The sequence below is a fragment of the Streptomyces sp. JJ38 genome (genome assembly GCF_019303475.1).
In the GTDB taxonomy this organism is placed as follows: Bacteria; Actinomycetota; Actinomycetes; order Streptomycetales; family Streptomycetaceae; genus Streptomyces.
Genome location: NZ_JABLSI010000020.1, coordinates 19702 through 41742 on the forward strand (window position 1 = coordinate 19702; position 22041 = coordinate 41742).

General features: G+C 73.5%; 26 protein-coding genes. 16 read left to right on the top strand and 10 right to left on the bottom strand.

Features of this window, described 5'->3' with window-relative positions:
- Positions 1 to 3 precede the first annotated feature (3 nt).
- Complete coding sequence (locus tag HPT28_RS13615) at positions 4 to 501, top strand: NUDIX hydrolase (RefSeq protein ID WP_219091320.1); 498 nt, start codon at positions 4 to 6, stop codon at positions 499 to 501.
- A gap of 81 nt (positions 502 to 582) precedes the next feature.
- On the opposite strand, the gene HPT28_RS13620 is transcribed toward HPT28_RS13615, so the two are convergent.
- A complete protein-coding gene (locus HPT28_RS13620; RefSeq protein WP_219091321.1) occupies positions 583 to 1413 on the bottom strand; it encodes an endonuclease I family protein in 831 nt (276 codons plus the stop codon).
- Between the two features lie 289 nt (positions 1414 to 1702).
- Between HPT28_RS13620 and HPT28_RS13625 the strand changes: the two genes are divergently transcribed.
- Positions 1703 to 3097, top strand: a complete 1395-nt coding sequence (locus HPT28_RS13625) for an NADP-dependent succinic semialdehyde dehydrogenase (protein ID WP_219091322.1) — start codon at positions 1703 to 1705, stop codon at positions 3095 to 3097.
- 24 nt (positions 3098 to 3121) lie between these two features.
- On the opposite strand, the gene HPT28_RS13630 is transcribed toward HPT28_RS13625, so the two are convergent.
- The 5 genes from HPT28_RS13630 to HPT28_RS13650 are packed head-to-tail and all read right to left on the bottom strand — an operon-like array spanning position 3122 to position 6716.
- Positions 3122 to 4687, bottom strand: a complete 1566-nt coding sequence (locus HPT28_RS13630; protein WP_219091323.1) for a polyamine aminopropyltransferase — start codon at positions 4685 to 4687, stop codon at positions 3122 to 3124.
- 6 nt (positions 4688 to 4693) lie between these two features.
- Positions 4694 to 5131 (bottom strand): DUF350 domain-containing protein, encoded by a 438-nt coding sequence (locus HPT28_RS13635; RefSeq protein WP_219091324.1) that lies wholly within the window; start codon positions 5129 to 5131, stop codon positions 4694 to 4696.
- Positions 5132 to 5176: 45 nt separating this feature from the next.
- Positions 5177 to 5581, bottom strand: coding sequence for a DUF4247 domain-containing protein (locus HPT28_RS13640; protein ID WP_219091325.1), 405 nt, complete (start codon positions 5579 to 5581; stop codon positions 5177 to 5179).
- The gene (locus HPT28_RS13645; RefSeq protein ID WP_219091326.1) at positions 5578 to 6102 is read right to left on the bottom strand and encodes a DUF2617 family protein; all 525 of its coding nucleotides are present in this window, start codon (positions 6100 to 6102) and stop codon (positions 5578 to 5580) included. The genes HPT28_RS13640 and HPT28_RS13645 overlap by 4 nt, the downstream gene beginning before the upstream one ends.
- A complete protein-coding gene (locus HPT28_RS13650; RefSeq protein ID WP_219091327.1) occupies positions 6099 to 6716 on the bottom strand; it encodes a DUF4178 domain-containing protein in 618 nt (205 codons plus the stop codon). Before HPT28_RS13650 ends, HPT28_RS13645 begins: the two co-directional genes overlap by 4 nt.
- Before the next feature lie 128 nt (positions 6717 to 6844).
- Here HPT28_RS13650 and HPT28_RS13655 point away from each other — a divergent pair, with 128 nt between their 5' ends.
- The 4 genes from HPT28_RS13655 (at position 6845) to HPT28_RS13670 (ending at position 8842) form a co-directional block, all read left to right on the top strand.
- Entirely contained in the window at positions 6845 to 7756 is a 912-nt protein-coding gene (locus HPT28_RS13655) for a Rieske (2Fe-2S) protein (protein ID WP_257578582.1), read from the top strand.
- Between the two features lie 119 nt (positions 7757 to 7875).
- Positions 7876 to 8295, top strand: coding sequence for a phage holin family protein (locus HPT28_RS13660; protein WP_219091328.1), 420 nt, complete (start codon positions 7876 to 7878; stop codon positions 8293 to 8295).
- Positions 8292 to 8576, top strand: a complete 285-nt coding sequence (locus tag HPT28_RS13665; protein ID WP_219091329.1) for a DUF3618 domain-containing protein — start codon at positions 8292 to 8294, stop codon at positions 8574 to 8576. The genes HPT28_RS13660 and HPT28_RS13665 overlap by 4 nt, the downstream gene beginning before the upstream one ends.
- Positions 8577 to 8581: 5 nt before the next feature.
- A complete protein-coding gene (locus HPT28_RS13670) occupies positions 8582 to 8842 on the top strand; it encodes a DUF4235 domain-containing protein (protein WP_308119218.1) in 261 nt (86 codons plus the stop codon).
- 68 nt (positions 8843 to 8910) lie between these two features.
- Here HPT28_RS13670 and HPT28_RS13675 read toward each other — a convergent pair whose 3' ends face one another.
- Positions 8911 to 10137, bottom strand: a complete 1227-nt coding sequence (locus HPT28_RS13675; RefSeq protein ID WP_219091330.1) for an acyl-CoA dehydrogenase family protein — start codon at positions 10135 to 10137, stop codon at positions 8911 to 8913.
- Positions 10138 to 10287: 150 nt separating this feature from the next.
- Between HPT28_RS13675 and HPT28_RS13680 the strand changes: the two genes are divergently transcribed.
- The gene (locus HPT28_RS13680; protein WP_219091331.1) at positions 10288 to 10935 is read left to right on the top strand and encodes a TetR family transcriptional regulator; all 648 of its coding nucleotides are present in this window, start codon (positions 10288 to 10290) and stop codon (positions 10933 to 10935) included.
- A 4-nt stretch (positions 10936 to 10939) separates the two neighbouring features.
- Here HPT28_RS13680 and def read toward each other — a convergent pair whose 3' ends face one another.
- A complete protein-coding gene (def, locus tag HPT28_RS13685; protein ID WP_219091332.1) occupies positions 10940 to 11509 on the bottom strand; it encodes a peptide deformylase in 570 nt (189 codons plus the stop codon).
- A gap of 108 nt (positions 11510 to 11617) precedes the next feature.
- Between def and HPT28_RS13690 the strand changes: the two genes are divergently transcribed.
- The 4 genes from HPT28_RS13690 to HPT28_RS13705 all read left to right on the top strand — a co-directional run bounded on the left by HPT28_RS13690 (position 11618) and on the right by HPT28_RS13705 (position 14952).
- Positions 11618 to 12859, top strand: coding sequence for a MurT ligase domain-containing protein (locus tag HPT28_RS13690; protein ID WP_219091333.1), 1242 nt, complete (start codon positions 11618 to 11620; stop codon positions 12857 to 12859).
- Positions 12860 to 12884: 25 nt separating this feature from the next.
- Positions 12885 to 13613 (top strand): type 1 glutamine amidotransferase, encoded by a 729-nt coding sequence (locus tag HPT28_RS13695; RefSeq protein ID WP_219091334.1) that lies wholly within the window; start codon positions 12885 to 12887, stop codon positions 13611 to 13613.
- Positions 13614 to 13700: 87 nt separating this feature from the next.
- Complete coding sequence (locus tag HPT28_RS13700; protein WP_219091335.1) at positions 13701 to 14663, top strand: cytochrome c oxidase assembly protein; 963 nt, start codon at positions 13701 to 13703, stop codon at positions 14661 to 14663.
- A 130-nt stretch (positions 14664 to 14793) separates the two neighbouring features.
- Positions 14794 to 14952: a hypothetical protein gene (locus HPT28_RS13705; RefSeq protein WP_219091336.1), complete on the top strand. Its 159-nt coding sequence runs from the start codon at positions 14794 to 14796 to the stop codon at positions 14950 to 14952.
- Positions 14953 to 14990: 38 nt separating this feature from the next.
- On the opposite strand, the gene HPT28_RS13710 is transcribed toward HPT28_RS13705, so the two are convergent.
- On the bottom strand, positions 14991 to 15599 hold the full coding sequence (locus HPT28_RS13710; protein ID WP_219091337.1) for a TetR/AcrR family transcriptional regulator: 609 nt from the start codon (positions 15597 to 15599) through the stop codon (positions 14991 to 14993).
- Between the two features lie 101 nt (positions 15600 to 15700).
- On the opposite strand from HPT28_RS13710, the gene HPT28_RS13715 reads away from it, so the two are divergent.
- Positions 15701 to 16732 carry an ABC transporter permease gene (locus tag HPT28_RS13715; RefSeq protein WP_257578574.1) on the top strand — a complete coding sequence of 344 codons (1032 nt, stop codon included), beginning with the start codon at positions 15701 to 15703 and terminating at the stop codon, positions 16730 to 16732.
- Between the two features lie 249 nt (positions 16733 to 16981).
- Positions 16982 to 17530: a DUF6328 family protein gene (locus HPT28_RS13720; RefSeq protein ID WP_219091338.1), complete on the top strand. Its 549-nt coding sequence runs from the start codon at positions 16982 to 16984 to the stop codon at positions 17528 to 17530.
- Here HPT28_RS13720 and HPT28_RS13725 read toward each other — a convergent pair.
- Entirely contained in the window at positions 17485 to 18630 is a 1146-nt protein-coding gene (locus tag HPT28_RS13725) for an 8-amino-7-oxononanoate synthase (RefSeq protein WP_219091339.1), read from the bottom strand. The two genes, HPT28_RS13720 and HPT28_RS13725, sit on opposite strands and share 46 nt — an antisense overlap.
- 146 nt (positions 18631 to 18776) lie before the next feature.
- Here HPT28_RS13725 and bioB point away from each other — a divergent pair, with 146 nt between their 5' ends.
- The 3 genes from bioB to bioD are packed head-to-tail and all read left to right on the top strand — an operon-like array spanning position 18777 to position 22004.
- Positions 18777 to 19991: a biotin synthase BioB gene (gene bioB / locus HPT28_RS13730; RefSeq protein ID WP_219091340.1), complete on the top strand. Its 1215-nt coding sequence runs from the start codon at positions 18777 to 18779 to the stop codon at positions 19989 to 19991.
- Entirely contained in the window at positions 19984 to 21297 is a 1314-nt protein-coding gene (locus HPT28_RS13735) for an adenosylmethionine--8-amino-7-oxononanoate transaminase (RefSeq protein WP_219091341.1), read from the top strand. Before bioB ends, HPT28_RS13735 begins: the two co-directional genes overlap by 8 nt.
- On the top strand, positions 21294 to 22004 hold the full coding sequence (gene bioD, locus HPT28_RS13740; protein ID WP_219091342.1) for a dethiobiotin synthase: 711 nt from the start codon (positions 21294 to 21296) through the stop codon (positions 22002 to 22004). Before HPT28_RS13735 ends, bioD begins: the two co-directional genes overlap by 4 nt.
- Positions 22005 to 22041: the final 37 nt, after the last annotated feature.

The window sequence follows — 22041 nt, forward strand, 5'->3', positions numbered from 1 at the left end:
GGCATGCGAATTCCCCGGCGCGCGGCGCGCATCGCGGTCCTGGATCCGGACGGCGCGGTGTTCATGTTCCGGTACGACAACGAGGAGGTCGGCGTCCACTGGGCGATGCCGGGCGGCGGGCTCGACGCCGGCGAGACGCTCCGGGAGGGCGCGCGACGGGAGCTGACGGAGGAGACCGGCTGGCGGGATGTCGAGCCCGGGCCGCTGCTGTGCACATGGGAGCACGACTACACCCGCTCGGGCGTGCCGGTGCGGCAGCACGAGCACATCTACCTCGCCCGGGGCCCACGACGGGACCCCGCGGAGGGGGTGGCCGCGGCACACGCGCAGGACGGCATCCTGGCCTGGCGCTGGTGGTCGCCCGCGGAGCTGCGACGCGCGCCGGAGCCGCTGTGGCCGCCGCAGTTGCCCCTGCTGCTGGCCCAGGCCGAGGCGGCGGACGGGGCCTGCCGGGCGGTCGAGCTCGGGTACGTGCGGAACGGGACACACGACCCCTCGTAGCGGCGTGCGAGGCGCGTCCGCGAGGCCGGCCGCCCCGGCCCGCGAGGGGCCCGGGGCGGCGGCTCGCGCCGCGCTGAATCGTTACGGCCAGATACTCCCGACCCACTCGGGGCGGTCGATGAACGGGTTGCGGTTGTGCTGGTAGCGCTCGTAGACGACCTCGTTGCGGCGCTGTTCGAAGGTGTCCGGCGGGTCCTGCTCGTGCCACTGCTTGAGGACGGAGAGGCGGCCCATGTACGGGGCGGAGCCGTTGCCGACCCGGTCGTTGAGCTCCAGGTCCGCGAAGGAGTCGTCGCCCTCGTAGCGGACGGCCATGTAGAAGATCATCCGGGCGACGTCGCCCTTGACCGCGTCCCGGGGCTCGAAGGAGTCGTGGTCGGTGTAGCTCTCGGGGGCCTGGTGGACCGGGCTGCCGCCGTGGTCGAAGTCCTTGTTGCCCCGTGCGCTGTTGACGCTCACGTCGGTGGGCCGCAGGTGGTGGAGGTCGGTTCCCGGGCCGCGTGAGGTGCCGAAGTCGCCATGGGACTTGGCCCACACGTGCTCGCGGTTCCAGTCGTCCACGTCGCCGCCGTTGTCGTACTCGCTCCTGGAGTCGCCCGAGTAGAGCAGGATGACGCTGGAGGAGTCGGAGGGGTCCTCGTCGGTCTCGCGCAGGGCGCCCCAGACCTCGCTGTAGGACAGCGTGTCGTGGTCGTCGACGATGTCGTGCAGCGCCTGCCTCAACTGCTGTCCGCTCTTGCCCTCGGCGGCGTCGTAGTAGCCCGCGGGGGCTTCGTACGACGCCGCCGAGGACGTGGACGGAGCGGGGGTGGGGGTGGCGGTGGCGTGTGAGCCGAGGGCCACGGCGGTGAGTGCTGCCCCGGCGATCAGGGCGGCGCCGAACCGCCGCCGCGCCGTGTGGAGGACGGGCATGGGTGAGTCCCTTCCAGACGTCCGCGTGCCGGTGGCCTCAGGGCACCACAGCACGACAGATTGACGTGAACCGGTCACACGAGGGTGGCATGGGCCTCGGCTCCGGAACGTGAACGTCCTGTAGCGGTTGGGTGCCCATAGCGCGGCGACGCGAGGTGACGGCGCCCTCACCCGGCACGCCTCCGTCCAGCACGGACGCGCGGCCGTGCACGGTCGGGACGAGAGTGGGTACGCGGGTGGGCAGCCGGGGCGGACCCCGGGACGTCACCGTATCGAGGAGGCAGTGGCCATGGGCATCGCCACCGTGAATCCGGCCACCGGCGAGACGCTCAGGACGTTCGACGAGCTGAGTGACGAGGAGGTCGAGGAGCGTCTCGCCAAGGCCGCCGCGGCCTTCGGCGTCCACCGGCGCACCGGCTTCGGCGAACGGGCCGCCCTGCTGGAGCGGGCCGCCGAGGTGCTGGAGGCGGAGCAGGACTCGGCGGCCCGCATGATCACCATGGAGATGGGCAAGCCCCTGGGCGCAGCGCGCGCCGAGGCGGCGAAGTGCGTGAAGGCGATGCGTTGGTACGCGCGGCACGCGGAGGACGAGCTCGCCGACGAGGAGCCGCGCCCCGCCGACGTCGAGGACTCCGGCGCCTCCCGGGTCTTCGTCCGGTACCGGCCGCTGGGCCCGGTGCTCGCCGTCATGCCGTGGAACTTCCCGCTGTGGCAGGTGGTGCGGTTCGCCGCGCCCGCGCTGATGGCGGGGAACGTGGGGCTGCTGAAGCACGCGTCCAACGTTCCGCAGACCGCCCTCTACCTGGAGGACGTCTTCCGGCGAGCGGGGTATCCCGACGGGTGCTTCCAGACCCTGCTCATCGGTGCCCGCCGCATCGAGGGCGTGCTGCGCGACCCGAGGATCGCGGCGGCGACGCTGACCGGCAGCGAGCCGGCCGGGCGGTCCGTGGCGTCCATCGCCGGCGACGAGATCATGAAGACCGTCCTGGAGCTGGGCGGCAGCGACCCGTTCCTCGTACTCCCCTCGGCCGATCTGGACGGCGCGGTGAGCACCGCGGTGACCGCGCGGGTGCAGAACACCGGTCAGTCCTGCATCGCGGCCAAGCGGTTCATCGTCCACAGCGACGTCTACGACGACTTCGCCGCCCGCTTCACCGAGGAGATGGCCGCGCTCACGGTGGGCGATCCGCTGGCCGAGGGCACCGACGTCGGGCCGCTGGCCAGCGAGCAGGGCCGTGCGGACCTGGAGGAGCTCGTCGATGACGCCGTCTCGCTGGGCGCGCGCACGCTGTGCGGCGGGCGGCGGCCCGCGCACTTGGCGTCCGGCTGGTACTACGAGCCGACCGTGCTGGCCGACATCACGTCCACGATGCGCATCCACCGGGAGGAGGCCTTCGGCCCGGTGGCGACCCTGTACCGGGTCTCCGGGCTGGACCAGGCGATCACGGTGGCCAACGACACCACGTTCGGCCTGAGTTCGAACGCCTGGACGCGGGACGAGGCCGAGCAGGAGCGGCTGGTGGCGGACCTGGAGGCGGGCGGCGTCTACTTCAACGGGATGACGGCCTCGCACCCGGGGATGCCCTTCGGCGGCACGAAGCGGTCCGGCTACGGGCGCGAGCTGGCCGGGCACGGCCTGCGCGAGTTCTGCAACGCCACCACGGTCTGGTATGGCGCCCGGTGAGGCCGGGCGGCGCCGGACGCGGGATCAGTAGGCCTGCCACTCGTGGCGGGCGTACTCCAGGATCGCCGGGTCCATGAGGGTGCTGGCCCGCACGTTCTGTGGCCGGCGGTCCACCGGGAAGACGGCGGCGGCCTCCAGCACGGCGTCGTCCAGGAAGCGCAGCGGCGGTGCGTCCTCGGGCAGACGCAGCGCCGGGGGCTCGCCCTCGCCACGGGTGGCCAGGAGGAAGCCCCAGTTGCCGAAGCTGGGGACGTCGATCTGGTAAGGGGTCGTGGTGTAGCCCGCCTCGCGCAGCGTGGTGGCGATGGACCAGTAGCTCTTGGGCGCGAAGAAGGGCGACCCGCCCTGGACGACGATGCGGGCCTCGGGGGCCAGGGCCCGGCCGAGGAGGTGGTAGAACTCCACCGAGTAGAGCTTGGCCAGGGCCGCGGTGTCGGGGTCGGGGAAGTCGATGACGACGGCGTCGTACCGCTGTCCGGCGTCGCGCAGCCAGTTGAAGGCGTCCCGGTTGACGACCGTGACGCGGGGGTCGTCGAGGGCCTCGCCGTTGAGTTCCCGCAACGGGGTGAGGGAGCGGGCGAGCTCGGTCATGGCCGGGTCCAGGTCGACGAGGGTGACCTCGGCGACGTCGTCGTAGCGCAGGATCTCGCGCAGGGCGAGCCCGTCCCCACCGCCGAGGACGAGCACCGAGTCGTGCTCCTCGGTCAGGGCCGGGTGGACGAGCGCCTCGTGGTAGCGGTACTCGTCGACGGAGGAGAACTGCAGGTCTCCGTTGAGGAAGAGCCGGAGATCGGGCTCGCCCGTGAAGGCCGGCGAGCGGGTGACGACGATCTCCTGGTAGGGCGTGGTCTCGGCGTGGATGATCGGGTCGCGGTAGAGCTGCTGGCGGGCGCTGACCTCGATCTGGTCGGCCAGGGCGTAGGCGCCGCCCAGGACGGCGAGGACGGCCGCCACGCCCACGAGGAGTGCGGTGCGCACGACGCGGCGGGTCTGCCGCCGGAAGATCCACAGGACGACGATGACCCCGGCGACGGCGTTGACGGCGCCCACCACGAGCGCGCCCCTGAGCTGGCCGAACGTCGGAAGCAGCAGGAACGGGAAGCACAGCCCTCCGACGAGGGCCCCGATGTAGTCGACGGCGAACATGTCCGCGACCGCGCCGCCGGCCTCCTGACGGCGGATTCGTTGCAGCATCGTCATGAGCAGCGGGATTTCGGCACCGATCAGCACACCGACGACGAAGGCGATGACCACCATGGCCGGGGTGTAGATCTGCAGCCAGGCGAACGCGGCGTAGAGCGCCAGGACGGAGAGCCCGCCGACGAGGGCGAGGGTGCCCTCCACGAGCGCGAAGGCCCCTACGGCTCGGTGCCGTAGGGGCTTGGCGGCCAGGGATCCCACCCCCATCGCGAAGACCATGACGGACAGGACCACGGAGGTCTGCAGCACCGAGTTGCCGATGAGGTAGCTGCCGAGTGCGGTCAGGGCCAGTTCGTAGACGAGGCCGCAGGCGGCGCACAGGAAGACGGCGAGCAGCAGCAGGAACCGTGGCAGTCGCGCCGTGGGCGCGGCGGGGCGAGTGGTGCTCATACGGCCTCAGGACAGTGCGGCGCCGACCATGAAGGCCGTGCCGATGTACATGGCCGCCTGTACCCAGGCGGCGGGGTGGGGCCGGTCCCCGTCGTCGTCGAGGACGGCGTGGCCCATCCTGCCGGGCGTCATGAGGCTGACGACGACCGCGACGAGGGTCATGACGAGCACGCCGGCGAGCCCGTAGAGGAGGGTGCTGAACAGGCCGTCGGCCAGGCCCTGTTCGGATTCGCTGGAGCGGATGGCGTCGGCGATGATGAGGCCGATGGCGAGGGTCTGGCCGCCGAGCAGGACCGCGGCGCCGCGGTTGCGTTCGGTCCACACGACGTGGACGAGCTTGCCGGGGGTGACGATGTCGAGGGCGACGAAGCCGCAGGCCATGACGACGAAGCCGACCAGTCCGTAGAGCAGGGCGTAGCCTGCCGACTCGAAGATCTCTGCCACGGGGGTGCCTTTCGGGGACGTGTCGAGGACGGTTGGGGCTGGGGTCTACTTGCCGGAGCCGGGGCCGCCGCCGCGGAAGTCGTTGCCGCTGCTGCCGGGCGAGGGCCACGCGTGGCCGACGTCGCCGTGCCAGCGGCGGTGACCGTCGCGGTAGTCCTCGATCTCTATGCGGCTGCCGTCCCGGAGGGGGAAGACGGCGACGATGTCGTCGCGGTAGCGCAGGTAGTACCTGCCTCCCGTGTTGAGGCGGCCGAAGGCCTCGCGGTGGGAGTCGATCTCGCCGGCCACCTCGGCCGGACGGTCGCTGGGGTCGCGGTAGTCGAAGCCGTCGCGGCTGTACTCCTTCGCGATCCAGCTGCGGGGGACTTCGTTGGCGTTGTTGTCGTCCGAGCAGCCGGCGAGCAGCAGCGTCGCGGTGAGCGCCGCGCAGGCGAGTCGGGCGGGTTTCATCGGGCCTCCAGCCAGGTGTGCGTCGCCACGATCCGGCGGCTCTGCGGGTAGGTGTGCCAGGTCCTCCAGCCCACGCCCGAGTCCCCCTCCTCGACGGTCAGCGCGGTGACGGCGTCCGGGGACCCGGGGAAGACGCCGCACAGGGCCTGCGGGCGCCCGGAGAGCCGGTCGCGCAGCCGGGCCACGCAGGCCGTGAAGCCCGCCTCAAAGGAGTCGGGTGCGGCGTGGGGGTGCGCGGAGAAGTCGAGGACGCGGGCGGTGAAGTGGTAGTGCCAGGCGTCGAAGGTGTGCGTCACCGTCGCGGGCAGCCCGCCGGCCGCGTCGGGCAGGCAGGCGACGGTCTCCCGCACCGGGCCCGCGAAGACCTGGTGGGAGGCGCCGAGGAGCCGGAGTTGGACGGTGAGGGCGCCGGCCGTCACCTCGGAGACGGCGAGGGCCTCGCGGGCGGGGAGGTCGAGGGCGAAGGAGAGCTGGTCCGCGTCGGTGTCGAGGTAGGGGGCGGCGAGGGCTATGTCGCTCACGCGCCGCTGCCGGGGTAGATCGTCAGGGTGCCCTCGGGCACGCGCTCGCCGAGGGAGCACTCCCAGGTGCCGCGCCCCTGGTCGCCGAGGAACCGTTCGAAGGCGAGGCTGCGCCCGCGGGGGCCGTCGTAGTCGGCGTACTCCATGCGGCCGGTGGCACCGAGGCCCGTGGTGCCCTCGGAGCGGTAGGAGGCGGTGCCGTGCTCGGTGCGGTGGTAGGTGACGCCCTCGACGGTGACGGTGGCGCGGCTCGGGGTGAGGTCGGCGTCGGCGCGTTCCGTCCACAGGACGACCTCGAGCGTCGGATCCTCTTCGACGGAGAGCCAGCGGCGCCCCTCGCCGGTGACCTCCATGGGGTCGAGGAAGTGCTCGGACCAGGTGTACCCGCCCTCGGTGAGCCGCAGGGAGCCGCGTACGAACAGGCGTTCGCCGAGATACTCGACCATGTCGCCGGCCTTGAGCGTGCGGGGGTCTCCGGCGGCGCTGTCCTCGGGGGCGAACGGATCCCGGGGTGCCGGTGCCGTCGTGGCCGTCGCCGTGCGCCGCCTGCGCAGCAGCACAGCGATCACGATCGCGAGGATCACGACAGCGAGCACCGCCAGCAGCAGCTTCACGACAACCCCCGAGATTTGGCACTGCGACGAGCGCGGCCGAGTATGTCACAGCGCCCGGGACGGCAATCGGGCGGTGTACCGGCCCCGTTTTGCGGCCGCCGGTGCGGGGAACCCGGCGGCCCATGTCAATGCGATACACGGACGACGGCGGCACGCGGGCCACACGGCAGGAGCCGTCGCCCCCGGGGCCGGGACGGACGATGGCGGCGCTCGACGCGGTGGAGCGCTTGTCCGCCCTGGACAGCACCGCGACCCGGATCCGGTCGTGGGTGAAGAGCCTGCCGCTGGGGCGCGGCCGGGACGCGCTGCACGGGAAGTGGCTCGGCCACCCGGTGCATCCGCTGATGGTCCAGGTGCCGGTCGGTTCGTGGCTGTCCGCGGCGGCACTGGACCTGGTGCCCGGTCAGCGGCGCGGCGCCGGGGCGCTGGTGGCGCTGGGGCTCGCGGGGGCCGGACCGGCCGCGGTGGCGGGCTGGGTGGACTGGGCGGAGCTGCGGCCCGGGCAGCAGCGTGTGGGGTTGGTTCACGCCGCCTGCAACATCGGCGCCGTCGGGCTGTACGCCGGCTCGCTCGTGATGCGGATGCGGGGCCGGCACGTGAAGGGGCGGCTGCTGGGTTTCGCCGGGCTGTCCCTGATCTCGGCGGGCGGGGCGCTGGGCGCTCATCTGGCCTACCGGCAGGCCGTGGGCGCCAACCACGCCGAGGGGATGGCGGCGCGGATCGGCTCGCAGTGGTACGAGCTGGGCCGGCTGGAGGAGTTCCCGGTGGACGTGCTGGTGCGGCGCAGCGTCGAGGCGGTGCCGGTGGTCGTGGTGCGCCGGGCCGACGACCGGGTGTACGCGCTGGTCGAGCAGTGCAGCCACCTGGGTGGCCCGCTGTCCCAGGGCCATCTGACGGACGGCTGCGTGAAGTGCCCCTGGCACGGCAGCCTGTTCCGGCTGTCGGACGGCTGGAACGTCCACGGCCCGGCGACGTCGGCGCAGCCGGCTTTCGAGACGCGGGTCGAGGACGGCGTGGTGCACGCCCGGCGGCGTGACTGACGGACTGACGGCCGTTCGGGTGCTTCCCGGGGCGCGTGGGCGTCCTGTCCGCGGAGGCGGGCGTAATCACCCGCGTCCGGGGGAACCGGGTGCGGCCAAGGAGAAAGCGAGGTGACGGCATGATCGGATCTGTGCGCCGCCGGCCGGTCGACGCGCACGAGGCATCGGTGGGTGAGCTGGTGGAGCGTGCCTCCGCCCAGCTCTCGGAACTGGTGCGCCGTGAGATGCGGCTGGCCCAGGCGGAGCTGGTGCAGAAGGGCAAGCGCGCGGGCATCGGCGGCGGCATGTTCGGCGGGGCCGCACTGACGGGTTTCCTGGCGCTGCAGGCCTTGGTCGCCGGTGCCGTCGCGGCGCTGGCGCTGGTGCTGCCGGTGTGGGCGTCCGCGTTGATCATCGGCGGTGCGCTGCTCCTGGTCACGGGGGTACTGGCGGTGGTGGGGAAGAGGGAACTGCGCAGCGCCACTCCCCCGACGCCGCAGCAGGCGCTGGGCAGCGTGAAGGCCGATATCGCCGAGATCCGGGGGAGGATGCACCGATGAGCCGGCACACGGAGGCGGCGGCGCGGGATCCGCGGGTGCTGCGGGAGCAGGTCAAGGACACGCGGGCGGAGCTGGGTGACACCGTCGCGGCCCTGGTGGCGAAGACCGATGTGCGGGCGCGGGCGCGGCGCCGGGCGACGGACGCCCGCGTCCAGGCCCGGCACGCGGCTTCGGTGGCGCGGGAGGGCGGCCGGCGCGCGGTCCTTCCGCTCGCCGCGGCCGGTGTGGTGGGCCTGCTGACGGCCGCGTGGGTGCTGCGCAGGCTGTCCGGGCGGAGGTGAGCGGGGTGTCCAAGGTCGTGAGCCGCGTGGGCGGCCTGGCTGTGACGGTGGTCGGCGGCGCCGTGACGGGTGCGGTGTTCAAGCGGGTGTGGCGGGCCGTGGCCGGCGAGGACGAGGCTCCCGACGCGCGGGACGTCGAGCGGAGCTGGCGGGAGGTGCTGCTGGCCGCGGCCCTGCACGGGGCGCTGCTGGCGCTGGTGAAGGCGGCCATGCAGCGCGGCGGTGCGCTGGGGGCGCGGCGGGTGAAGGCGCGGCGCGCCGCCTGAGGGCCCCGGGCTCCGCGCGAGCCCGGGGTCCTCAGGGCCGTCCGGCGTGCGCGACGGCCGCCGCGGTGTCAGCGGATGGACGCGCCGGAGACCGTCCGGGAGATCACCAGGCGCTGGATCTCGCTGGTGCCCTCGAAGATGGTGTAGATCGCGGCGTCGCGGTGCATGCGCTCGACGGGGTACTCGCGGGTGTAGCCGTTGCCGCCGAGGATCTGGATGGCCTGGGCCGTGACCGTCTTGGCGACCTCGCTCGCGTACAGCTTGGACATCGAGCCCTCGGCCGCCTCGAAGGGCTTTCCGGTGGTGGCCATCCACGAGGCGCGCCATACCAGGAGCCGGGCCGCGTCGATCTGGGTGCGCATGTCGGCGAGCTGGAAGGCGACGCCCTGGTTGTCGATGATCGGACGGCCGAACTGCTCCCGGGTCCTGGCGTAGTCGAGGGCGACCTCGTAGGCGGCGCGGGCGGTGCCCACAGCCATGGCGCCGACGGCCGGGCGGGAGGCCTCGAAGGTGGCCATGGCGGCGTTCTTCACCCTCTCTCCCCCGTTCTTGGCGCGCTCGCGGGCCCGGGCGAGCCGCTCGTCGAGCTTCTCCTTGCCGCCGAGCAGGCAGCTGCCGGGGACGCGGACGTCCTCGAGTACGACCTCGGCGGTGTGGGAGGCCCGGATGCCGTGCTTCTGGAACTTCTGCCCCTGGGAGAGACCGGGAGTGCCGGGCGGGATGATGAAGGAGGCGTGGCCCTTGGACCCGAGCTCCGGGTCGACGACGGCGACGACGACGTGCACGCTCGCGATGCCGCCGTTGGTCGCCCAGGTCTTGGTGCCGTTGAGGACCCACTCGTCCCTGGCCTCGTCGTAGACGGCGCGGGTGCGCATGGAGGCCACGTCGGAGCCGGCGTCGGGCTCGGAGGAGCAGAAGGCGGCGACCTTGACGTCGTCGGCGTCGCCGTACATCTGGGGGATCCAGGTGCCGATCTGCTCTTCGGTTCCGTTGGTGAGCACCCCGACGGCGGCGAGGCCGGTGCCGACGATGGACAGGGCTATGCCGGCGTCACCCCAGAACAGCTCCTCCATGGCCATGGGGATGCCGAGGCCGGTGGGGTCGAAGAACTGCTGGGCGTAGAAGTCGAGGGAGTAGAGTCCGATCTTGGCGGCTTCCTGGATGATCGGCCAGGGGGTTTCCTCGCGCTCGTCCCACTCGGCGGCGGCCGGGCGCATGACGTCGGCGGCGAAGCCGTGAATCCACTCCTTCACGGCCTTCTGGTCGTCGTTGAGGTCGAACGCGAACTCCGTCATGGCGGGCCCTCCAGCACTGCCTGTTACTTGAAGTAACGGCAGTCTGTTACTGATCGGTAAGGTATGTCAACTCCCCCACTCTCCGGTACCCCCCGCTGCGCGGGTGTTACTTTGCGCAGGCAGCGCACAGCACGGGCGGGGAGTGACGCCATGGAGACCAGAGGCCAGGACGACCGGCGGGCCGCCGCCACCGGACGCAGACGGGAGGAGCTGCTGGAGGCCGCCAACCGCGTGGTGATGCGCGAGGGGCCGGAGGCCTCCATGAACGCGATCGCCGCCGAGGCGGGCATCACCAAGCCGATCCTCTACCGGCACTTCGGCGACAAGGGCGGCCTCTACCGCGCCCTCGCCGTCCGGCACACCGACGCCCTCCTGGACTCGCTGCGCGCCGCGCTGGACGCCCCCGCCGACCGCCGGGAACGGGTCGAGGCCACGCTGGACACCTACCTGGCCGCCATCGAGGCCCGCCCGCAGGTCTACCGCTTCCTCATGCACCCGGCCGAGAGCGACTCGCGCGGGGAGCAGGGCTTCGCCGCCGGGCAACAGACGGCGCCCGTCCTGCGCAGGCTCGGCGAGGAGCTGGCGCAGGTCATCGCCGACCGCGTGGACCTGGGCCCGAACGGCGTCGAGCTGGCCCGCGTGTGGGGGCACGGCATCGTCGGCATGATGCACGCCGCCGGGGACTGGTGGCTGTCCGACCGGCCCTGCTCGCGCGCCCAACTGGTGCGCCACCTGGCCGATCTGCTGTGGGGACGGCTCGCCGCCGCCGGGGACAAGGTCGGCGGCCACCCCTTCTGACCCCTCAGGCGCTCCGGGTCCCGGCGCCCGGCAGCGCCCGGCCCCAGTCGCTGCGGCGCACCGCGCGCAGGAGGCGCCGTCGCCGCAGACCGCCGAGCCGGTCGGCGTAGACGGCGCCGTCCAGGTGGTCGCACTCGTGCTGAAGGCAGCGCGCGAAGAAGCCCGTGCCCGTGACCCGGGCCGGGCTCCCGTCCGCCCGCAGGCCCTCGACCACGACCCGGTCGGCGCGCGGCGTGATGGCCTCCAGGCCGGGCAGCGACAGGCAGCCCTCGGGCCCGCGCACCCGCACTCCGTCGGCCTCGACGAGCCGCGGGTTGACGAGGTGCCCCACGTGCCGCCGGTCCTCGTCGTCCGGGCAGTCGTAGACGAAGACGCGCACCGCCTCACCGATCTGGTTCGCGGCCAGTCCCACCCCGCGGGCCGCGTACATGGAGGCGAACATGTCCTCGACCAGCTCCGCCAGGGCCGGCCCGAACTGTGTGACCTCGGCACACGGTTGGTGCAGCACCTCGGCACCGTAGAGGGTGAGGGGGCGGATTCGTCCGGAACTGCCGGGGATGGCGCCGCGTTGCATGTCCGTCAGCCTACGGCGCCCCGCCGAAGGACCCCGTGGTGCGTTCGGGAGCCGAGCCGGATCTCGGTAGGCTGCACCATGACCGAAGCGCAAGGAGGATCAACGACGATGTCGGGCAACCCGGAGCCGCTGTCACCGCGCGCCAAACTGGCCGTGACGGCCGGCAAAGCCGCGGCGGCGGTGTCACGAGCGGCGGGCCGTGGCAGCGGATCAGTCATCGGCGGCCGGGTGGCCCTGAAACTCGATCCCGATCTGCTCGCACGGCTGGCCTCACACCTGGACGTCATCCTCGTCTCCGCCACGAACGGCAAGACGACGACGACGCGGCTGATCGCCGAGGCCCTGCGGGCGGAGCCGGAGGACGTCGTCTCCAACGCACTCGGCGCCAACATGCCGGCCGGCATCACCTCCGCCCTGGCCGGCGGCTCCCGGGCCCGCTTCGGCGTCATCGAGGTGGACGAGAAGTACCTGTCCGCGGTCGCACGGGACGTGACACCGAAGGCCATCGCCCTGCTCAACCTCTCCCGGGACCAGCTGGACCGCGCGGCCGAGACCCGGATGCTGGCCGAGCACTGGCGCGAGGGGCTGGCCGGGAACAAGGCGCTGATCGTGGCGAACGCCGACGACCCGCTGGTGGTCTGGGCCGCCTCCTCCTCCCCCAACGTGGTGTGGGTGGCCGCGGGCCAGGAGTGGAAGGACGACGCCTGGTCCTGTCCCTCCTGCGGCGGTGTGCTGCAGCGCCCCGGGGACGACTGGGTGTGCGCCGAGTGCGGATTCCGCCGTCCGACGCCGACCTGGGCGCTGTCGGGCGACCACGTGCTGGACCCGCACGGCTCCGCGTGGCCGATCCGGCTGCAACTGCCGGGCCGGGCCAACCGGGCCAACGCCACGACCTCGGCCGCCGTGGCCGCGGCCTTCGGCGTGCCGCCGCAGACCGCCCTGGAGCGCATGTTCGCGGTGACGGCCGTCGCCGGGCGCTACGACGTCGTCTCCTACCAGGGCCGCGAGGTGCGGCTGCTGCTGGCCAAGAACCCGGCCGGCTGGCTGGAGACGTTCTCCCTGATCGACGCTCCCCCGGCGCCGGTGATCCTGTCCGTCAACGCCCGCGGCGCCGACGGCACCGACACCTCCTGGCTGTGGGACGTCGACTACGGGCGGCTCGCCGGCCACCCGATCTGCGTCATCGGCGACCGCAAGCTCGACCTCGCCGTGCGGCTGGAGGTCGCGGGCGTCGACTTCCAGGTGTGCCAGAGCGCCGAGGAGGCCGTCCGGCGCTGCCCGCCCGGCCGGATCGAGGCCATCGCCAACTACACCGCCTTCCAGGACCTGCGGCGCGCCGTGGGCAACTGACCCGGTCCAGTCGAGGAGTACGAGCATGAGTGACAGCAGCCTGCGCGTCGTGTGGGTGTACCCGGACCTGCTGAGCACGTACGGGGATCAGGGGAACGTCCTGGTGGTGGAGCGCCGGGCCCGGCAGCGCGGGCTGCACGTCCAGCGCGTCGACGTGCGCTCCGACCAGCCCGTCCCCACCTCCGGCGACATCTATCTGATCGGCGGCGGCGAGGACCGTCCACAGCGGCTCGCGGCCGAGCGGCTGGTGCGCGACGGCGGCCTGCAGCGGGCCGTGGACAACGGCGCCATCGTCTTCTCGGTGTGCGCCGGATACCAGATCATCGGGCACGAGTTCGTCAACGACCTCGGAGAGCGGCAGGCCGGTCTCGGTCTGCTCGACGTCACCTCGGTGCGCGGCACCGGCGAGCGCTGCGTGGGTGACGTGCTGGCCGACATGGACGAGAACCTGCGGCTCCCGCAGCTCACCGGCTTCGAGAACCACCAGGGTGTCACCCACGTGGGGCCCGGAGCCCGGCCGCTGGCCCGGGTGCGGTTCGGACGGGGCAACGGCACCGGGGACGGCACCGAGGGCGCGTGGAACGACACCGTCTTCGGGACCTACATGCACGGGCCGGTCCTCGCCCGCAATCCCCAGATCGCCGACCTGCTGGTCAAGCTGGCCCTCGACGTCAACGCCCTCCCGCCGGTGGACGACCGCTGGTACGAGGCGCTGCGGGCCGAGCGCATCGCGGCGGCTACCCAACCGGCCTGACGGCTTCGGGCGGGCCCCGGTCACGGCTGTGACCGGGGCCCGCCCTATTCTGATCCGGGCGACCGGAGCGAATCAGGAGCTACAGGGATGGACCACAGCGGCCACGGCGGGATGACCGATCTGGCACCGTTCACGTTGGGGCGGGGTCTGGCGTTCACCGGTGAGCCGTTCTTCCTGACCGGCTGCCTGCTCGCCCTGGCGCTGTACGGCTGGGGTGTGCTGCGGCTGCGGCGGCGCGGGGACGCCTGGCGGACGGGGCGGACGGTCGCGTTCACCGCCGGGGTGCTGACGATCGCGCTGACGATGTGCACCGCGCTGAACGAGTACGGCATGGTGCTGTTCAGCGTGCACATGGTGCAGCACATGGTGATCAGCATGCTCTCGCCGATCCTCCTGCTGCTGGGGGCGCCGGTGACGCTGGCGCTGCGCGCCCTGCCCGCGGCGGCCCGCGGCCGCACGGGGCCGCGCGAGCTGCTCGTCCGCGTGCTGCACAGCCACTACGTGCGCGTCATCTCGCACCCGGTGTTCACCATCCCGCTGTTCATCGCCAGCCTGTACGGCCTGTACTTCACGCCGCTGTTCGACCACCTCATGGCCTCCAGGCCCGGGCACATCGCGATGATGCTGCACTTCCTGGCGGTCGGGCTGGTCTTCTTCTGGCCGATCATGGGAGTGGATCCGGGGCCGCACCGGCCGGGGTACCTGATGCGCATGCTGGAGCTGTTCGCCGGCATGCCGTTCCACGCCTTCTTCGGCATCGCCCTGATGATGGGCAGCGAGCCGATGGTGAAGACGTACGCCGACCCGGCCCCCTCACTGGGCGTGACGGCGCTGGGGGACCAGCACGCCGCCGGGGGCATCGCCTGGGCGTTCAGCGAGATCCCCTCGGTTCTGGTGCTCCTCGCGCTCGTCTACCAGTGGTACGTCTCCGACCAGCGCCAGGCCCGGCGTCAGGACCGGGCCGCCGCCCGCGACGGGGACGCCGAGCTGGCGGCCTACAACGCCTACCTGAGCTCGCTCCAGTCGCGCGGCGCCGCCTCGCGGAGCTGATCGCCCCTCCCCCGCCGACGGCGGCACCCCGCGGCCGGTGGCGGCCGCCCGGGCCCGGCGAGACGATGGTGGGGTTGAGCCTGCGGCCGACCCGGCCCCCTGGCCGGGCCGGGCGAGGAGGTGGGGCACGATGCCAACGGCGACGAAGGCCATGACGGTGGCCACGGTGAGCGGGTTGGTGCTGGCCACGGCGTACACGGTGGGTCTGGGTGGCAGTGGCTGGGTGTGGTTCGCCTGGCTGGTCCTGGGGCTGGCGACGCTGGGCCTGATGACGGCGGTCGGGCACTGATGGTCTGACGCCGCGCCCCGCGGCGCGGCGTCAGACCATCAGTGGGTGGGCTCGGGAACGTCCATGGCCATCAGGCCCCGCAGGCCGGTGCGCAGGACGTGGGGGTCGAGCGGGCCGAAGAGCGCCTGCTGGACGAGGAAGCCCTGAGCGGCCCCGATCAGGGCCCGGGCGACGTCCTCGGCGGTGGCGTCTTTCGGCATCAGGCCGCGCTCCTGGTAGGTGTGCACGATCTTGATCCACGAGGAGAGCACCCGTGCGTAGCCCTCGCGCATCCGGGAGGCCAGCTCCTCGTTGCGCAGGGTCTCGGCCCACACCTGGAGGGCGAGGGCGGGAGTGGTGTCGGAGCGGCGGCCGAGCACCCGGCACAGGACGGCCGGAAGCAGCACGTCGGGCAGGGCCGGGTCCTCGGCGCGGGCGGCGTCGGCGAAGGCCGAGCCGACATCGTCGAACACCTCCATGGCGATCGCCGTGATCAGGTCGTCCTTGCTGCGGAAGTACCGGTAGACGGCTCCGGCGGACAGGCCGGTCTCCTGGAGGACGTCCTGCATGGACGTGGCGTGGAAGCCGTTGCGCGTGAAGCAGCGGCGGGCGCCGTCGAGGATCTGTCGACGGCGGGCGGCGAGGTGTTCCTGGGATACGCGGGCCATGGAGCAAAGCTAAAACGAACGTTCATTCTTGACAAGGAGCGGCCGAGGCGAGACGCTGGAGGTCAGCCAAAACGAACGATCCTTCTTTTTGGAGGCCGACGATGTCCACGGCGCACACCACCACCTCTCCCCCCGCCGCGCCGGACGCCGCCCCCGACCGGCCCGGCGACGGAATCCCCTTCGACCGCCGTCGGCTCGTCGCGGTCCTGGTCGTCACGCCGCTGATCGCGGCGCTGGCCCTGTGGGCGTTCGCGTGGCCGGCCAGCCGGATCGCCCCGCGTGACCTGCCGATCGGCCTCGTCGCCCCCGCCGGCGCGCCGATCGCGGAGAATCTGACCGGCGGCCCGGGCGAGGACGCGTTCGACGTCCAGCGCTACGACGACGCCGCGGCCGCGAAGGCGGCCATCGAGGACCGCGAGATCTACGGGGCCCTGGTCGCCTCCCCCGAGGGCATCCAGCTCCTGACCGCGTCCGCGGCGAGCCCCGCGGTCGCCCAGCTGCTGAACCAGGCCGTCGCCGCCCAGGCACCGCCGGGAGCGGAGGTCACCACCACGGACGTGGTCGCCCTGCCCGAGGACGACCCGCGCGGCACCGGCTTCGCCGCCGGGGCCCTGCCACTCGCCCTCGCCGGGGTGGCCGCCGGTGCGATCACCTTCGTCATGGGCCTGCGCGGCACCGTCGCCGCCGCCGCACTGACCGGCGCGGCGGCCCTGGTCGGCCTCACCGCGGCCGCGATCGAGCACAGCTGGCTGGGCATCCTGACGGGCAACTGGTGGGCCGAGGCCGGCGTGCTGGGGCTGACGATCCTTGCGGTGGGCGCGACGGTCGCCGGCGCCGCGGCCCTGCTCGGCGCGCGGGGTATCGGGCTCGCCGCCCTGCTGATCGTGCTCATCGGCAACCCCTTCTCGGGCGTCACCTCCGCCCCCGAGCTGCTGCCCGGCGCCGCCGCCTGGACCGGCCAGCTGCTGCCGCCGGGCGCCGGCGGCTCGCTGCTGCGCTCCGTGGCCTTCTTCGACGGGGGCGGGGCGGCCGGGCCGGCCCTCGTCCTGACGGTGTGGGCGGTGCTGGGCCTGACGGCCATGATGCTCGGCGGCCACCTCAAGCGGGGCCGGGAGACGGCCCGAACCGCCTGAGCCTCACCCTCGCCCGCCGCACACCTCAGCGGCCCGGACACCGATCCCCGGCGTCCGGGCCGCTGAGGTGTGCGGCGACACCGAAGCGCCGGCGTTCGACGCCCCCGGCCGCCAACCCCGCCCGCGGCCGGGACGCCGACAGCACCCCGCGCGCCGCCCAGGCCCTGGTGAGGTTGCCCGGGCGCCCCGAGGAGGACGGGGAGGGGTGAGGGGAGGACTACATCCGGGCTCAGCGGTCAGGCGTTGAACATGGAAGTGCACCACGGAGCCCGCAACGAGACACCGCTGGAACGTGACGACCGCAACTTCGGGGAGCTCCTCCAGGAGCTGCGGGTGATCCAGACCGGGGTTCAGATCCTGTTCGCCTTCCTGCTCACCCTGGCCTTCACCCCGCGCTTCCCGGAGCTCGACGACTTCCAGCGCGGCACCTACATCACCACGCTGCTGCTGGCCGCCCTGACCGTCCTGCTCTTCACCGCGCCCGCCGTCGTCCACCGGCGGCTCTTCCGGCGCGGGGCCAAGCGCCGCGTGGTGGACGTCTCCGCCCGGCTGGCGGCGGCCGGTCTCGCGGTACTCGGCCTCGCGCTCACCGGGGCCGTGCTGCTGGTCGTCGACTTCGTGCTCGGCCGGGCCGCGGGCCTCACCGCGGCCAGCGCCACGCTGCTGGCCTGCGTCGGCCTGTGGCTCCTGCTGCCCTGGCACGTGCGGTCGGCCCACACGCGGACGCGGGCCGGTCTGGCCCGGGACCCGGCTCAGGCGCCCTCGGGCGCGCAGGACACCACGGAGCGCAAGGCCTGAGCGACCTGCGCGTCGCTGAGGTCGGCCCGGGCGGTGAGCCGCAGCCGGGAGACGCCGTCCGGCACCGAGGGGGGCCGGAAGCAGCCCACCGCGAGCCCGGCCGCGCGGCAGTCGGCGGCCCACTGAAGTGCCGCCTGGGGCGACGGAGCCCGCACGGAGACGACGGCGGCCTCCGGCCGCCTGGCGGTCAGGCCCGCCGCGGTGAACCCCTCGTACAGCGCGAGGGCGACCTCGCGCACGCGCCGCGCCCGTCGCGGTTCGGCGCGCAGGAGGCGCAGCGCGGCCAGTGCCGCCCCGGCCGCAGCCGGTGCGAGCCCGGTGTCGAAGATGAACGTGCGCGCCGCGTTCGTCAGATGCTCGATCACCGCGGCCGGGCCCAGGACGGCGCCGCCCTGGCTGCCCAGGGACTTGGAGAGGGTGAGCGTCGCGACGGTCCCCGGAGCCCCGGACAGCCCGGCGGCGTCGAGCGTGCCGCGGCCGCCCTCGCCCAGGACGCCGAGCCCGTGCGCGTCGTCGACGAGGAGACCGGCCCCGGCCTCCCGGCACACCCGGTGCAGCCCGGCGAGGGGAGCGGCGTCCCCGTCGACCGAGAACACGGCGTCGGTGACGGCGAGGCCCGGCCCGGTGCGGTCGGCGAGCACCTTGGCGACGGCCTGCGGGTCCGCGTGCGGGGCGACGACGGTCTCGGCGCGGGCCAGTCGGCAGCCGTCGATGAGGGAGGCGTGGTTGGCGGCGTCCGAGACGAGCAGGCCTCCGGGCGGCGCGAGGGCGGTGACGGCCGCGAGGTTGGCGGCGTAGCCGGAGGAGAACACGAGCGCGGCCTCGAAGCCGCAGAAGGCGGCGAGTTCGGCCTCCAGCTCGGCGTGCAGCTCGGTCGAGCCGCTGACGAGCCGGGACCCGGTGGCGCCCGCGCCCCAGCGGCGCGCCGCCTCGCCCGCGGCGGTGGTCACCCGGGGGTCGCGGGCGAAGCCCAGGTAGTCGTTTCCGGCCAGGTCCAGGAGCCGGCCTTCCGGGGGGCGGGGTCGCAGCGTGCGGACCAGCCCGGCACTCCTGCGCTGCTCGCGGGCCGCTTCGAGCCACGCGAAGGGGTCGTCGGACATGCGCCGGATACTCCTCGCTCGTCGGTTCCCCCGAACCTAACGGGAGGGCCGCGGGTACGTCGTGTGGTAATCCACACACCCCGATCGGCCCGTCTTGTGTCACCTCTCCTTGGCCCGAGGCTTGTCCGTGAGCGAGGATGCGCGCCATGGACCTGCTGAACACGCTGGTGGACAAGGGGCTGCGGCGCGAGCTGCCGACGCGCGAGGAAGCGCTCGCGGTGCTGGCGACCTCAGATGACGAACTGCTCGATGTGGTGGCCGCGGCGGGCAAGGTACGCCGCCACTGGTTCGGGCGGCGGGTGAAGCTCAACTACCTGGTGAACCTCAAGTCGGGCCTGTGCCCGGAGGACTGCTCGTACTGCTCGCAACGGCTGGGCTCGAAGGCCGAGATCCTCAAGTACACCTGGCTCAAGCCCGACCAGGCCGCGGAGGCGGCCCAGGCGGGGCTGGCCGGTGGCGCCAAGCGGGTCTGTCTGGTGGCCAGTGGCCGCGGGCCGACCGACCGCGACGTGGACCGGGTGTCGGAGACGATCGCGGCCATCAAGGAGCAGCACGAGGGCGTCGAGGTGTGCGCCTGCCTGGGGCTGCTCTCCGACGGCCAGGCCGCCCGGCTGCGCGAGGCCGGGGCGGACGCCTACAACCACAACCTCAACACCTCCGAGGCCACCTACGCCGACATCACGACGACCCACACCTACGCCGACCGCGTCGAGACCGTCCAGCAGGCCCAGGCCGCGGGCATGTCCGCGTGCTCGGGGCTGATCGCGGGGATGGGCGAGACGGACGCCGACCTGGTGGACGTGGTCTTCTCCCTGCGCGAGCTCGACCCGGACTCCGTGCCGGTCAACTTCCTGATCCCGTTCGAGGGCACGCCGCTGGCCAAGGAGTGGCACCTGACGCCGCAGCGGGTGCTGCGCATCCTCGCCATGGTCCGCTTCGTCTGCCCGGACGTCGAGGTGCGGCTGGCCGCGGGCCGCGAGGTGCACCTGCGGTCGATGCAGCCGCTCGCGCTGCACCTGGCGAACTCGATCTTCCTCGGCGACTACCTGACCAGTGAGGGCCAGGCCGGCAAGGCGGACCTGGAGATGATCGAGGACGCCGGCTTCGAGGTGGAGGGCGCCGACACCACGACCCTGCCCGAGCACCGGGCCGACGCGCTCGCGGCCGGCGGCTGCGGTTCGGGCGGCGGTGGCGGCTGCGCCCCCTGCGGCGACGCCGGTGCCGAGCCGGAGGCCGCGGCCGCCGAGACCGTCCCCGCGGGCGTCACGGCGGGCGAGGAGGCCGAGGCCGGGGTCGCGCGCACGGACCTGGTCGCCGTGCGGCGCCGGGGGGCCGGGACCGACCTGCCGCCCAATGCCTGAGCCGCTCCCCCAAGGCCGGCTGCTGGCGCTGGACCGGCAGCACGTGTGGCACCCGTACGGGCCCATGCCCGGGCGCGAGGCGCCCCTGGCCGTCGAGTCGGCGGCCGGGGTGCGCCTGCGGCTGATGGAGCCCGTCGCCGGACACCGCGAGCTCGTGGACGGCATGTCCTCGTGGTGGTCGGCGGTCCACGGCTACAACCACCCGGTGCTCAACGAGGCGGCGCGGGCGCAGCTGGACCGCATGAGCCACGTGATGTTCGGCGGGCTCACCCACGAGCCCGGGGTCCGGCTGGCCAAGCGGCTCGTCGACGTGTCGCCGGAGGGCCTGGAGCACGTCTTCCTCGCCGACTCGGGCTCCGTGTCGGTCGAGGTGGCCGTCAAGATGTGCCTGCAGTACTGGCGTTCGCTCGGCCGGCCGCGCAAACAGCGGCTGCTGACCTGGCGTGGCGGATACCACGGCGACACCTGGACACCGATGTCCGTGTGCGACCCGGACGGCGGGATGCACCACCTGTGGTCGGGGCTCCTGCCGCGGCAGGTCTTCGCTCCGGCGCCGCCGCCGGGCTTCGAGGCCGAGCCGGACGACGGGTACGTCCGGCGGCTGCGCACGATGGTCGCCGAGCACGCGGACGAGCTGGCCGCCGTGATCGTCGAGCCGGTGGTACAGGGCGCGGGCGGCATGCGCTTCCACTCCCCGGAGTACCTGAGGGTGCTGCGTGAGGCCTGCGACGAGCACGGGGTCCTGCTCGTCTTGGACGAGATCGCCACCGGCTTCGGCCGGACCGGTGCCTTCTTCGCCGCGGACCACGCCGGGATCAGCCCGGACGTGCTGTGCGTGGGCAAGGCGCTGACCGGCGGCTATCTGACGATGGCGGCGACGCTGTGCACGAGCGAGGTGGCCCGCGGGATCTCCGAGGGCGAGGTGCCGGTGCTGGCGCACGGTCCGACGTTCATGGCCAACCCGCTGGCCGCCGCCGTGGCGGACGCCTCCGTGGAGCTGCTGCTGGCCCAGGACTGGGCCGGTGAGGTGGCGCGCATCGAGTCGGGCCTGCGCGAGGGGCTGGCGCCCGCGGCGGGGGCGCCCGGCGTGCGGGAGGTCCGCGTGCTGGGGGCGATCGGCGTCGTCCAGCTCGACCGGGAGGTCGACATGGCGGCGGCGACCCGGGCGGCGGTGGAGCACGGCGTGTGGTTGCGCCCCTTCAGGGACATGGTCTACACGATGCCGCCGTACGTGACCGGGGACGAGGACGTGTCCCGGATCTGCGCGGCGGTGTGCGCCGCCGCGGCCGCGGGGAGTGGCCGATGACGGTCTGGTTCGTGTCCGGCACCGGGACGGAGATCGGCAAGACGGTGACCGTGGCGGCGCTGGCGGCCTGCGCGGTGGGCGCGGGCCGCAGCGTCGCCGTGCTCAAGCCCGCGCAGACGGGGGTGGCTCCCGGGGAGCCCGGGGACGTGGCCGAGGTCCGGCGACTGGCCGGGGACGCGGTGACGGGCGTCGAGCTGGCCCGCTACCCCGAACCGCTGGCCCCCGAGACGGCGGCCCGGCGGGCCGGGCTGCCGTACCTCTCCCCGCCCGAGATCGCCGAGGCGGCCGGGAAGCTGGCGGCCGAACACGACCTGGTGCTGGTGGAGGGGGCCGGCGGGCTGCTCGTCCGGTTCGACGCGGCGGGAGCGACACTGGCCGACGCCGCGCGGCTCCTGGACGCTCCGGTGCTCCTGGTGGCGGCGGCGGGGCTGGGCACGCTGAACGCGACGGCGCTCACGGCCGAGGCGCTGCGGGCCCGTGGGCTGGCCTGCCCGGGCGTGGTCGTCGGCTCCTGGCCGGCGGTACCGGACCTGGCGGCGTACTGCAACCTGGCGGATCTGCCCGTATCGGCCCGGGCACCACTGCTGGGGCTGGTGCCGCAGGGGGCGGGTGCGCTCACGGGGCCCGGGTTCCGGGCCGCGGCTCCCGGCTGGCTGGCGCCGGAACTCGGTGGGGGCGGGTTCAGCCTCCCGCACGGGGACGGCTGAGGCCGCCGGGAGGCACGCGGCGGTGCCGGGGCGGCGG